Consider the following 13,599-nt stretch of genomic DNA (forward strand, 5'->3'; position numbering starts at 1 on the left):
GATGAAGGGGGTTAAGCAATGACAACATTTGTTGATCGCGTAACTCTCTATGCCATTGCAGGTAAAGGTGGCGATGGTTGTGTTTCTGTAAAGCGTGAAAAGTTCAAGCCACTTGGCGGACCAGATGGCGGCAATGGTGGGCGCGGCGGAGATGTAATTCTTATTGTTGATCCAAGTGTTACAACCTTGCTCGATTTCCACCATTCACCACATCGCAGAGCAACTTCAGGTCATCAGGGTTATGGCGATCGCAAAGATGGACACCAAGGTGAAGATTTAATCCTCGGAGTTCCAAATGGAACTGTTATTTACGATAGTAATGGTGTGCAGATTGCAGATTTAATTGGCACCGGAACAACATTTATAGCTGCGCAAGGCGGGTTCGGTGGCCTCGGGAATATGGCGCTTTCTTCATCTAAGCGTCGTGCACCAGGTTTTGCATTACTTGGCGAACCAGGGGAAGAGCGCACTTTAATTCTTGAGTTAAAAAGCGTTGCAGATATCGCATTAGTTGGATTTCCAAGTGCAGGTAAGTCATCACTGATTGCAGCTGTTTCTGCAGCTCGTCCAAAGATTGCAGATTATCCATTTACAACTTTGGTTCCAAACCTTGGTGTTGTTCAAGCAGGAGAAACACGATTCACAGTTGCAGATGTACCGGGACTTATTCCAGGAGCATCACAAGGTAAGGGCTTAGGCCTTGAGTTCCTCCGTCACGTTGAACGCTGTGTTGCATTGGTCCATGTTCTAGATTGTGGAACTTTAGAAACAGATCGCAACCCTGTCGCAGATCTTGAAGCGATTGAAAACGAATTAGCCCTATACGGTGGACTCGAAGATCGTGTTCGCATAGTTGCGCTGAACAAAATCGATTTACCTGATGGTCAGGCAATGTCAGATATGGTCGAACAAGAATTGCGCGATAAAGGATATGACGTTTATCCAGTCTCTGCTGCATCTCGTGCCGGATTGCAAGATCTGATCTATGCCATGGGACGCCTAGTGCACAAAAACCGTATTGAAGCGGGTGTTGAAGAGCGCACTCGCATTATCTTGCGCCCAGTTGCTGTCGATGATTCTGGATTCTTAGTTAATGCTAATGCTGATGGAACATTCACGATTCGTGGAAAGAAAGTAGAACGTTGGGTGAGACAGACCAACTTTAAAAACGCTGAAGCTATTGGTTACTTAGCAGATCGACTTGCACAACTGGGAGTTGAAAAAGAGTTGTATAAGAAAGGTGCTGTTGCCGGCAGTGAAGTTCGTATCGGTGATGGAGACACTGAAGTTATCTTTGACTGGGAGCCAACCATTGAGGCTGGTGCTGAGCAACTTGCTGGGCATTTACATCGTCGTGGTGAAGACTCACGTCTTGAATCGACCTGGAACATGCCTGAGCGCATCGAAGATGTTTTAAGTGAAGATGAAATCGCCAAGCAATGGGAATACAACGTAGTTGACCCACACACACCTAAACTTTCAGCACCCATCGTGAAAGAACCAGAGGACGGGGATGACAAGTGAGCCGAGAGCAGATTACCTCTGCACAGCGCATCGTCATCAAGATTGGGTCTTCCTCTCTCACCGGTAAGGCAGGATCGGCACTCGATGCAGATGCAGTTAATAAACTTGTAGATGCTGTTGCTGCGTGCAGAGCACGTGGGGCAGAAGTAGTAGTTGTTTCCTCAGGCGCAATTGCTGCAGGCCTAGCACCACTTGGCTTAACCACTCGTCCAAAGGATCTTGCAACACAACAGGCTGCTGCATCAGTTGGCCAAGGTTTGTTAGTAGCTCAATACACCCAAAGTTTTGCTCGCCATCTGATAACCGCTTCACAAGTGTTGTTGACTACGCAAGATGTTGTTCGCCGCTCTCATTATCAAAATGCACAACGCACTCTATTTCGTCTGCTTCAACTAGGTGTTGTTCCAATCATTAATGAAAATGACTCAGTTGGTACTGGTGAAATCCGCTTCGGTGATAATGATCGACTTGCCGCCCTCGTCGCGTTACTTGTTGGCGCAGACCTATTGGTGCTTGTTTCAGATATAGATGCACTTTATGACGCTCCACCATCACAACCAGGTGCGCAACGAATCAGAGAAGTATCTGTAATCGCAGATATTGAAACAACAACATTGGGTGGTGCAGGTAACTCGGGTGTTGGAAGCGGGGGAATGGTGACGAAGGTAGAGGCGGCAAGAATTGCAACCTCTGCAGGCATTCCTATGTTACTGACATCTTTAGCTGATGCAAAAAAATCATTAGGCGGGGAAGAACTAGGAACTCACTTTCATGCACAAGCCAGTAAAACAACTTCTCGCTTGCTCTGGCTTGCTCACGCGACAACTCCTAACGGAAAATTAATTCTTGATGCAGGAGCGGTAACAGCAATTTTGGAACGTGGAGTTTCACTGCTACCAGCAGGGGTTACGGCTGTTGAAGGTGAGTTTATTGCAGGAGATGCGGTTGAATTAGTTGGGCCAGATCGAAAAGTAATTGCGCGCGGATTAGTTGCCTTTGATTCAGAAGATTTGCCACAGATGTTGGGCCGTTCGACGAAAGAGCTTGCTGCATCATTGGGAGCAGAGTTTGAACGGGAATTAGTCCATCGTGATGATCTGGTGTTGATTTAAATGAGCGCGCAAACTTTGATCAACACTTTGGCTGATTCTGCTCGCGTTGCTGGCCGCACCTTGAGTGTTACAACAGGTGCCGAACGCAGAGAAGCACTTGTTGCTATCGCCAATGCCATTCAGGCTCGAAGTACTGAAATCCTTGCAGCCAATGAAAAGGATATGGAAGCTGCCCGTTTAGCAGGACTGAATTCATCATTGCTGGACAGATTGTTGTTAACTCCTGAGCGCATCACCGGTATCGCAGGTGGAGCGCGCCAAGTGAGTCAGTTACCTGATCCGTTAGGCATGACTTTACGTAAATCAACTTTGCCTAACGGCATCGAGTTAGAGCAAATCTCAGTTCCATTTGGCGTTATCGGCATGGTCTATGAAGCACGCCCAAATGTGACTGTGGATGCTGCCGTGATTTTGTTGATGTCAGGAAATGCTGCGCTACTTCGCGGGTCATCAAGTGCCGCACACAGTAATCAGATTTTGGTGCAAGTCATGCGTGATGCTTTAGCAACGACATCGATTTCTCCAGATGTAATCCAATTGGTGCCATCTGATGATCGTGAAACAGTAAAAGCACTCTTGAATGCTCGTGGCAAAGTTGATCTAGTGATTCCTCGTGGAAGCGCTGCATTAATCCGTATGGTCGTTGATGAATCAACAGTTCCAACCATCGAAACTGGCGCTGGTGTGTGCCATGTCTATATTGATGAGTTTGCCGATCTTTCAAAGGCATTACCAATCATTATCAATTCAAAGGTGCAGCGACCAAGTGTCTGTAACGCTGCAGAAACTTTGCTTCTACATTCTGCGATAGCTAATGAATTTGCACCCGTTGCACTTAAGGCTTTGCATGAAGCAGGCGTTATTCTGCACTGTGACTCTGCAACCCTTGCCATTGCACAAAGTATTGGAATTCCAGCAACGTTGGCCACTGATGAAAACTTTTGTACTGAGTACGGAACTTTAGAGATCAACGTTGCTATTGTTGAATCTGTTGATGCAGCAAGTGCTCATATTGCAAAGTTTGGAACTCAACACACAGAAGCGATAATTTCCGAAAACAAAGATAACGTGAAGAGATTTATCGCTTTGGCTGATTGCGCCGCGGTCATGGTCAATACATCGACCAGATTTACTGACGGCGAGCAGATGGGATTTGGGGCTGAAATCGGTATCTCAAATCAAAAATTGCATGCCCGCGGCCCTATGGGACTCGAAGCGATGACCACCACCACTTGGATAGTTACTGGAAATGGGCAAATTCGCAGTTAGCGAGTTATTTAATTAGACTAAGGGCCATGAGCAGCCTTTCACGCGATGATGTCGCAAAACTTGCAGGCCTAGCCCGCATCGAGATGAGCGATGAAGAGTTAGTGAATTTGGCTAACGAGTTCACGGTAATTTTGGATGCAGTTGCCCGGGTTCAAGAAGTTGCCGGTGCAGATGTCGAACCAACCTCACACCCATTGCCGCTTCGCAATATCTTCCGTCCAGATGTGGTTGTTCCAAGTCTTACTCCAGAAGAAGCACTATCTGGTGCACCAGCTCAAGAGGAGCAACGTTTTCGTGTGCCACAGATTTTGGGTGAAGAATGATTCGCGATAACGCATCCGAGATGGCGGCAAAACTTGCTGCTGGAGAAGTCACTTCAGTCGCATTAACACAGGCGCACCTAGATCGAATTGCGGCCGTTGATTCAGATGTTCATGCCTTCCTGCATATTGATACAGAGGGCGCACTTGCTCAAGCCGCAGCCGTTGATGCAAAGCGCGCTAAAGGTGAAAAGTTGTCACCTCTTGCCGGTGTTCCGCTTGCACTTAAAGATGTAATGGCTCAAAAGGGAATCCCTACTACTTGTGGATCAAAGATTCTCGAGGGGTGGCGTCCGCCGTATGACTCAACAGTTGTGGCAAACCTAAAGAAGAATGACATTGTTATTTTAGGTAAGACAAACATGGATGAATTTGCAATGGGTTCATCGACAGAAAACTCCGCATATGGTCCAACACATAATCCATGGGATTTAACTCGCATTCCTGGTGGTTCAGGTGGCGGATCATCTGCTGCACTCGCTGCCTTTGAAGCACCGCTTGCAATCGGAACGGATACTGGTGGTTCTATTCGCCAACCTGCAGCTGTCACTGGAACCGTTGGCGTCAAACCTACCTATGGCGGAGTTTCTCGTTTTGGTTTAGTTGCTTTTTCTTCATCACTTGATCAAGCAGGTCCTTGTGCGCGCACGGTGTTAGATACTGCGTTGTTGCATGAGGCAATCGCTGGACATGATCCAAAGGATGCAACAAGCATTAACGCGCCGGTTCCTCAGGTCGTTGCCGCTGCAAAATCTGGTGATGTTAAGGGAATGAAGATCGGTGTTGTTAAAGAACTCAATGGTGATGGATATCAACCAGGAGTGCGCGCACGCTTTGAAGAATCACTTGAGTTGTTGGCTAAAGCAGGTGCAGAGATCGTTGAAGTATCAGCGCCAAACTTTGAATACGCACTGGCTGCATATTATTTAATTGCACCATCTGAATGTTCCTCAAACTTAGCTCGCTTTGATGCCATGCGTTATGGACTTCGGGTGGGTGATGTCGATGGCGCATCTGCCGAATCAGTAATGAATTTGACCCGTGAGGTTGGCTTTGGCAAAGAGGTAAAGCGCCGCATTATTTTGGGCACATATGCGTTGTCATCTGGTTATTACGATGCTTATTACGGAAGCGCGCAAAAAGTGCGCACACTAATTACTCAGGACTTTACAAAGGCTTTTGAAAAGGCAGATGTTTTAGTTTCGCCAACATGTCCAACAACAGCCTTTAAAATTGGTGAAAAGGCCAACGATCCTTTGGCGATGTATTTAAATGACATTGCAACAATTCCCGTAAACATGGCTGGTATTGGTGGCATGTCATTGCCATCAGGTTTGGCAGATGAAGATGGCTTGCCTGTTGGATTCCAGATCATGTCACCGGTAATGAAAGATGAGCGCATGTATTTGGTTGGTGCCGCTCTTGAAGCCGCGCTTCTGTCTAAGTGGGGCGCACCGTTGCTGGATAAGGCACCGATTATGGGAGGTGCACGATGACTCTTTCATATGATGATGTAGTTGCTAAGTACGAACCCGTTCTTGGCCTTGAAGTTCACGTTGAGTTAAATACTAATTCAAAGATGTTTTGTGGTTGCAGCACGATATTTGGTGCAGAACCGAATACTCAGACCTGTCCTGTTTGCCTAGCTTTGCCAGGTGCGTTGCCGGTAGTTAACGAAAAGGCGATCGAATCAACAATCAAAATTGGACTCGCCCTTAACTGTTCTATTGCCCCATTTTCTCGTTTTGCACGTAAGAACTACTTCTATCCAGATATGCCAAAGAACTTCCAGATTTCGCAATACGACGAGCCGATCTGCGTAGATGGCTATGTTGATGTTGAGATCGAAACTGATGAAGGTCCAAAGAAGTTCCGTGTTGAAGTAGAGCGTGTGCACATGGAAGAGGACACCGGTAAGTCATTACACGTTGGCGGAGCAACTGGCCGTATCCATGGCGCTGAATACTCACTTCTTGATTACAACCGCGCAGGCATTCCTTTAGTTGAAATTGTGACAAAGATTGTTCCTGGCACAGGAAAATACGCACCAGAGGTAGCAAAGGCATATGTGGCAGAGCTTCGAGACATCTTGCGCTCATTGGGTGTTAGTGATGTGAAGATGGAGCAGGGTTCTCTTCGTTGTGATGCAAATGTTTCCTTGCGATTAATTGGGGCAGAAAAACTCGGCACCCGAAGTGAAACAAAGAATGTGAACTCACTTCGCTCAGTCGAGCGTGCTATTCGTGGCGAAATGATTCGTCATGCTGAGTTACTAAATGCTGGCGGACGAGTAGTCCAAGAGACTCGTCACTTCCAAGAAGACACAGGCCTGACTCGTTCTGGTCGCTCAAAAGAGCAAGCTGAGGATTACCGTTACTTCCCTGAGCCAGATCTTGTTCCTGTCGCACCGGACGCCGCATGGATTGAATCTTTGCGCGCAGCACTGCCTGAGCGACCATCAATTCGTCGCAAGCGACTACAAGAGGCATGGGCTGTTCCTGACAAGGAAATGGCAGCCATGATCAATGCGGATGTACTAGATATTGTTGAAGCAACTGTGTTACTTGGTGCGGATCCTACAAAGTCTCGCACATGGTGGCTTGGCGAGATTTCACGAATTGCAAACGATAAAGATGTTGCATTACCAGATCTTGCAATTACTCCTGCAGATGTTGCTGAGATCGTGGCACTTGTTAATGCAGGTGAACTAACAGACAAGCTTGCTCGTCAAGTTGTTGAAGGTGTTATTGCTGGAGAAGGTAAACCCTCAGAGGTAGTTGCAAAGCGCGGAATAAAAGTTGTAAATGACGATGGCGCTTTAATGGCAGCGATTGAAAAGGTTTGCGGTGAGCAAGCAGAGACTGCAGAGAAAGTCCGTAACGGACATTTGCCTGCAGCAGGAGCGTTGATTGGTGCTGTCATGAAAGAGACAAAGGGCCAAGCAGATGCTGCTCGCGTTCGAGAGCTTCTACTTGGCCACCTAGGTCAAGCTAATTAATTAGTGAAGGCCAGCGCCTTCTGTTTCAACAAGTGACTCTTTACCAATATTGATAAAGAAGAAGAGCACGATAGCTCCAATAAAGAGCAGCGCTGCACTGAACTTAAAGGCAACTGTAAAGCCATGAGTCATAGCAAATGGCATCACCTTGTCGCCTAATTGAGCATTAGCTGCAGCAAAACTAACTGTTGCTGAAGCGGCAATAGTGTTTAGCAGAGCAGTGCCAAGTGAGCCACCGATCTGCTGACTTGTATTCACCATCGCACTTGCAACGCCAGTGTCGTGGTTTGAGACCCCATGAAGTGAAGTTGAAGTAAGGGGGATAAAAACAAGTGCCATTCCGCTAGACATAACTAGCAATGAAGGTAAAACATGTGTCACATATGAGGTTTCAGGAGTAATTCTTGTCATAAACAACATACCAAGACTTGCAGAAACTAATCCTGTAACCATCAAAGGTCGTGGTCCAACTTTTGGAAGCAATGTTGATGCAATTCCTGCAAAGACGATGATGCCTGCAGTAAATGGCAAGAATGCAAATCCAGACTTCAGTGGGCTGTAGCCAAGAATTACTTGAAGGTATAGTCCCAAGAACAGGAACATGGAGAACAATCCGGCACCAACAACCAGTGAACCAAGGTATGAGCCTCCACGGTTGCGCTCTGTTACAACACGAAGTGGCATCAAGGGATTCTTCACTCGCATTTCAATCAAGACGAAGATGAGAAGAAGTACAACCGCTGCTACCAGGAAGGTAATTGTCAGTGGATCAGACCAACCCTTGAGAGCCGCTTCATTGAATCCGTATGTGAGTGAGAACAGACCAGCAGTTGCAGTTATAACGCCTGGAATATCGTAGGTGTTGTCACCTTCAGCTTTAGATTCCTTAACAAACTTGGTCGCTAAGATCGCGGCAAAGATTGCAATAGGTGTGTTTACACCAAGGCACCAGCGCCATGAGAAGAACTCTGTTAAAGCCCCACCCAAAATCAACCCAATTGCTGCGCCACCACCTGAGATTGCGCCAATTACACCAAATGCTTTTGCGCGCTCTTTAGGAACAGTAAAAGTTACAGAAATAATTGCAAGGGCTGCAGGTGCCAGAAGTGCACCAAAAACTCCCTGTAGTGCGCGAGATGCAAAAAGCATTCCCTGCGTTGATGCAATTCCACCAAGAGCAGAAGCTGCTGCAAATCCAGCAAGACCGATTAGAAAGATCTTTTTGCGCCCCATGTAATCGCCGATACGTCCGCCGAGAAGCAGTAATGATCCAAAAGCTAATGTGTATGCGGTGATTACCCATTGCTGATTAGCATCTGAGATTCCAAGCTCTAACTTTGCGCTAGGAATTGCTATGTTCATGATGGAGCTGTCGAGGACGATCATCAATTGAGCGATTGCGACAACGAGTAAGGTACGCCATCTTGTTGGATCTAGGGTTTCTGCTGGCGTGGATTGTGACACGGTATTGCTCCAATTATTTGAATGATAAATGAGTTATCAAGAGGGTAGAATTATCTCATGCCTAACATGAAGCCGCGTTCCGGTGTTGTTACTGATGGTCTGGAGCGAGCTCCAGCACGTGGAATGTTGCGCGCAGTTGGCATGGGTGATGAAGATTGGGTAAAGCCACAAATCGGCATTGCTTCCTCATGGAATGAAATCACCCCATGCAATCTTTCCCTAGACCGTTTAGCTAAGGCGTCTAAGCAAGGCGTAATTGATGCAGGCGGATTCCCCATGCAATTTGGAACAATTTCTGTTTCCGATGGAATTTCAATGGGACATGAAGGTATGCATTTTTCATTAGTCTCACGTGAAGTAATTGCTGATTCTGTTGAATGTGTAATGCAAGCAGAACGACTAGATGGAATGGTTACTTTTGCAGGGTGTGACAAGTCACTGCCCGGCATGATGATGGCTGCGGCACGAATCGATGTTGCAAGTGTGTTTGTCTATGCAGGTTCAACTTTGCCAGGTCAGGTTGATGGCAAAGATGTAACAATCATTGATGCCTTTGAAGCTGTTGGGGCTTGTGCTCGTGGACTCATTACAAAAGAGCGCGTGGATCAAATTGAACGTGCAATCTGCCCAGGAGAAGGTGCTTGCGGGGGAATGTATACCGCAAACACAATGGCAAGTATTGGTGAAGCAATAGGACTTTCTTTGCCGGGATCTGCAGCACCTCCTGCTGTTGATCGCCGCCGTGATACTTATGCAATCGCATCCGGGGCAGCAGTTGTCGAACTTATTCGCCAAGGAATTACGACACGGGACATTTTGACTAAGCCTGCATTTGAAAATGCAATAACGATTTTGATGGCACTTGGTGGATCAACCAACGCTGTGCTGCACTTACTAGCAATTGCTCATGAAGCGCACGTGGATCTATCTCTGGATGACTTCCACCGCATAGGTTCAAAGGTTCCTTTATTGGGAGATCTCAAGCCATTTGGTCAGTTTGTCATGAGCGATGTTGACAAGGTTGGTGGGATCCCAGTTGTCCTAAAAGGTCTATTGGATGCTGGCTTATTGCACGGAGATGTTCTGACAGTTACCGGTAAGACCATGGCCGAAAACCTAAAGGAGATAAATCCTCCGGATCCTGATGGGCAAATTTTGAAAGCTGTTTCGACGCCGATTTCGACAGATATTGGAATTACGATTCTCGGTGGATCACTTGCAACTGAAGGTGCAGTCTGCAAAACAGCTGGAATTGGAATTGAAAGTTTTGAGGGACCGGCGCGTGTGTTTGAACGCGAACAAGCTGCGATGGATGCACTTGAAAATGGATCTATAAAAGCTGGCGATGTAGTTGTAATCCGTTATGAAGGTCCAAAGGGTGGACCAGGCATGCGCGAGATGCTCATGATTACCGGTGCAATCAAAGGCGCTGGATTGGGTAAATCAACATTGTTATTAACCGATGGGCGCTTCTCTGGGGGATCGACTGGATTGTGTGTTGGCCATGTTGCACCAGAAGCCGTTGATGGGGGACCGATTGCATATATTAAAGATGGCGATTTAGTGCGAATCGACATCACTAATCGCACATTAGATTTACTCGTAGATCCAGCAGAACTAGAGGCCCGTAAAGTTGGATGGACGCCATTGACCCATAAGTACACTCAAGGCGTATTGGCCAAGTATTCAAAGTTGGTTCAATCTGCATCCAAAGGTGCGATCTGTCAGTAGATCTCTCAAAATATGAGATCTGCATCTCATCCCTTGACGCTGAGCCTGCTTCATTGGAGAATAGGCCTATGAGCACAACATTTGTGGTGGTGATTTAAAGGCGCGTGATCTGTATTTGATCATGCGCCGCCCTCAGTTATCTGAGGGTTTTTTCATTTCACACCCAAACAAGTTGTTCAACACGAAAGACCAGAATGAAAGGAGATGGATATGAGCAAGAAGATGAGTGGAGCTAAATCACTCGTGCAATCTTTGGAGTATGCCGGCGTCGATGTGATGTTTGGAATTCCAGGTGGTGCAATTCTTCCTGCCTACGATCCGATCTTTGATAGCAGCATCCGCCACATCCTTGTTCGACATGAACAAGGTGCTGGTCATGCTGCAACTGGTTATGCCCAAGTAACAGGTCGAGTTGGAGTTTGTATTGCAACTTCTGGGCCAGGAGCAACAAATCTTGTGACACCCCTTGCCGATGCAGCTATGGACTCTGTGCCGATGGTTGCGATCACGGGTCAAGTTCCTTCGGCTGCTATTGGAACAGATGCATTTCAAGAGGCAGACATCCGTGGCATCACAATGCCATTTACCAAGCACAATTATTTGATCACCGATCCAGATGAAATTCCACGTGCGATTGCCGAGGCATTTTATATTGCTTCATCTGGTCGTCCTGGTCCAGTACTTGTTGACATCGCAAAAGATGCTTTGCAAAAAGAAACCGATTTTGTATGGCCAAAGGATTTATCTCTACCTGGCTACCATCCTCAAATTGAACCTGAAAGTCAGGCAATCAAAGATGCAGCAGCGTTGATTGCGCAATCATCAAAACCAGTTTTCTATGTCGGTGGCGGAGTTATCAAAGCCAATGCATCAAAAGAGTTAATGCAGTTGGCTGAGCTGCTCGGAGCACCTGTTGTTACAACATTGATGGCACTTGGATCATTTCCAGACAGCCACCCTCAGCATTTTGGTATGCCAGGCATGCACGGAACTGTTGGTGCTGTCACAGCCCTGCAGAAGGCAGATTTACTGATTACTTTAGGCGCACGTTTTGATGATCGTGTTACCGGAAAGCTTTCAACCTTTGCTGTTAATGCAAAAGTAATTCACGCAGATATTGATCCTGCAGAAATCGGCAAGAATCGTTTCGCAGATGTTCCAGTTGTTGGCGATCTTAAGCACACTATTTCTGCACTAATTCCGGCCCTAAAGGCAGAGTTTGCCAAGGGTCGTGCTGATCTTGCCCCATGGCTTGCTGCGATGAACAAACTTCGCGCTACATATCCATTGGGATATGACATGCCTAAAGATGGATCCTTGTCCCCGCAATATGTCATTGAACGGATTAGTGCGATCACCGGACCAGAGGCAATCTATGTTGCAGGTGTTGGTCAGCACCAAATGTGGGCGGCACAATTTGTGAAGTATGAAAATCCACGAACCTGGCTGAACTCTGGTGGTCTCGGAACAATGGGTTATGCAGTCCCTGCTGCTATGGGTGCAAAAGTTGGCGCACCGGACACAACAGTGTGGGCAATTGATGGTGACGGATGTTTCCAAATGACAAACCAAGAACTTGTTACATGCGCACTGAACAACATTCCAATCAAGGTTGCAATTATTAACAATGAATCTCTTGGAATGGTTCGCCAATGGCAGACATTGTTCTATGAAGGTCGATATTCAAATACCAACCTTGAATCAAAACGCATTCCTGATTTTGTGAAATTAGCAGATGCGATGGGTTGTGTTGGTTTAACCTGTGATCGCCCAGAAGATGTGGATGCAGTTATTAAACTTGCTAACTCAATTAATGATCAACCAGTTGTGGTTGATTTCAGAGTATTCCGCGATGCAATGGTGTGGCCAATGGTTGCAGCTGGAACTTCAAATGATGATATTAAGATCGCGCGCGAACTGGCGCCTGACTGGGATTCACAGGAGCTCTAATGAGTACTCATACACTTTCTGTTCTGGTGGAGAACTCACCAGGTGTACTTGCGCGCGTTGCAGGACTTTTCTCACGACGTGCTTACAACATTGATTCCTTGGCGGTAGGCCCAACTGAAAATCCTGATATTTCTAGAATGACTATTGTCATCAATGTTGAAAGTCACTCACTGGAGCAGGTAATCCGCCAGCTAGATAAATTGGTCAATGTCATCCATATTGCAGAGCTAAAGCTAGAAGATTCTGTTCAAGCCGAACTTCTACTTGTGAAGATTTCTGCTACTTCAAAGAATAAGTTTGATGTGGACGCAGTGCTTGAGACCTATGGAGCGAGCATTGTCGATGAGGATGCAGAGTCCTTAACTATCGAAGCAACTGGCGATGGGGCAAAAATTAGTGACCTGCTTAACGCTTTAGAGCGTTTTGGCATCCGTGAACTGGCTCAATCTGGCCTTGTCGCCATTGAACGTGGCAGCGGCTCGCTGGCAGACCGTACCCTTAGCACTCAAAGTATTCCTACCGCTGATAGCGGCCAGGCTGATTACCAAAACTAAGAAGACCAACACAAAGGCGAATGGAGAAATACCGTGGCAGCAACGATGTATCACGAAGAGGATGCTGATCTTTCAATCATCCAGGGTCGCAAAGTCGCGATCATCGGTTACGGATCACAAGGACATGCACACGCACTTAACCTGCGCGATAGTGGCGTAGATGTTCGTGTTGGACTAAAGGATGGTTCACCATCACGAGCAAAGGCAGAGGCTGAAGGCCTTCGCGTAGTCAGTGTTGCTGAAGCTGTTAAGGAATCTACAGTCATCATGATTTTGGCTCCAGATCACTTGCAACGCCACATCTACACAGATTCAATTTTGCCAAATCTTAAAGATGGCGACGCTTTGTTCTTCGGACATGGATTTAATATTCGTTTTGGTTATATCAAGCCATCTGCATCAGTTGATGTGTGCATGGTTGCGCCAAAGGGCCCAGGACACTTAGTCCGCCGGGAGTATGCAGCAGGACGCGGCGTGCCGGTAATTGTTGCAGTAGAGCAAGATTCAACAGGAAGTGCATGGCCATTGACACTTTCATATGCAAAGGCAATTGGCGGACTTCGCGCAGGCGGAATTCTTACAACATTTACGGAAGAGACCGAAACAGATCTATTTGGTGAGCAATCAGTACTTTGCGGCGGTGCATCACAGCTGGTTATGTACGGATTCGAAACTTT

General features: G+C 46.8%; 11 protein-coding genes. 10 read left to right on the forward strand and 1 reads right to left on the reverse strand.

Annotation, left to right across the window (positions count from 1 at the left end):
* Positions 1–18 precede the first annotated feature (18 nt).
* The 6 genes from obgE to gatB are packed head-to-tail and all read left to right on the forward strand — an operon-like array spanning position 19 to position 7,223.
* A complete protein-coding gene (gene obgE / locus AC9UH7_RS00890; protein WP_509593824.1) occupies positions 19–1,524 on the forward strand; it encodes a GTPase ObgE in 1,506 nt (501 codons plus the stop codon).
* Positions 1,521–2,636 (forward strand): glutamate 5-kinase, encoded by a 1,116-nt coding sequence (gene proB, locus AC9UH7_RS00895; protein WP_509593826.1) that lies wholly within the window; start codon positions 1,521–1,523, stop codon positions 2,634–2,636. Before obgE ends, proB begins: the two co-directional genes overlap by 4 nt.
* On the forward strand, positions 2,637–3,905 hold the full coding sequence (locus AC9UH7_RS00900) for a glutamate-5-semialdehyde dehydrogenase (RefSeq protein WP_509593829.1): 1,269 nt from the start codon (positions 2,637–2,639) through the stop codon (positions 3,903–3,905).
* A gap of 26 nt (positions 3,906–3,931) precedes the next feature.
* Positions 3,932–4,228 carry an Asp-tRNA(Asn)/Glu-tRNA(Gln) amidotransferase subunit GatC gene (gatC, locus tag AC9UH7_RS00905; protein ID WP_509593831.1) on the forward strand — a complete coding sequence of 99 codons (297 nt, stop codon included), beginning with the start codon at positions 3,932–3,934 and terminating at the stop codon, positions 4,226–4,228.
* Positions 4,225–5,721 carry an Asp-tRNA(Asn)/Glu-tRNA(Gln) amidotransferase subunit GatA gene (gatA, locus tag AC9UH7_RS00910; RefSeq protein ID WP_509593834.1) on the forward strand — a complete coding sequence of 499 codons (1,497 nt, stop codon included), beginning with the start codon at positions 4,225–4,227 and terminating at the stop codon, positions 5,719–5,721. Before gatC ends, gatA begins: the two co-directional genes overlap by 4 nt.
* Positions 5,718–7,223, forward strand: a complete 1,506-nt coding sequence (gene gatB, locus AC9UH7_RS00915) for an Asp-tRNA(Asn)/Glu-tRNA(Gln) amidotransferase subunit GatB (protein ID WP_509593836.1) — start codon at positions 5,718–5,720, stop codon at positions 7,221–7,223. The genes gatA and gatB overlap by 4 nt, the downstream gene beginning before the upstream one ends.
* Here gatB and AC9UH7_RS00920 read toward each other — a convergent pair whose 3' ends face one another.
* On the reverse strand, positions 7,224–8,687 hold the full coding sequence (locus AC9UH7_RS00920) for an MFS transporter (protein ID WP_509593839.1): 1,464 nt from the start codon (positions 8,685–8,687) through the stop codon (positions 7,224–7,226).
* A gap of 57 nt (positions 8,688–8,744) precedes the next feature.
* Between AC9UH7_RS00920 and ilvD the strand changes: the two genes are divergently transcribed.
* The 4 genes from ilvD to ilvC form a co-directional block, all read left to right on the forward strand.
* Entirely contained in the window at positions 8,745–10,418 is a 1,674-nt protein-coding gene (ilvD, locus tag AC9UH7_RS00925; RefSeq protein WP_509593842.1) for a dihydroxy-acid dehydratase, read from the forward strand.
* A 210-nt stretch (positions 10,419–10,628) separates the two neighbouring features.
* Entirely contained in the window at positions 10,629–12,368 is a 1,740-nt protein-coding gene (locus tag AC9UH7_RS00930; protein WP_509593844.1) for an acetolactate synthase large subunit, read from the forward strand.
* Entirely contained in the window at positions 12,368–12,922 is a 555-nt protein-coding gene (gene ilvN, locus AC9UH7_RS00935; RefSeq protein ID WP_509593846.1) for an acetolactate synthase small subunit, read from the forward strand. The genes AC9UH7_RS00930 and ilvN overlap by 1 nt, the downstream gene beginning before the upstream one ends.
* Before the next feature lie 33 nt (positions 12,923–12,955).
* Positions 12,956–13,599 (forward strand): ketol-acid reductoisomerase (ilvC, locus tag AC9UH7_RS00940; protein WP_509593849.1); only part of this gene is annotated, 644 nt, incomplete at its 3' end.

Source organism: Candidatus Planktophila sp., from assembly GCF_044348745.1.
Classification (GTDB): Bacteria; Actinomycetota; Actinomycetes; order Nanopelagicales; family Nanopelagicaceae; genus Planktophila.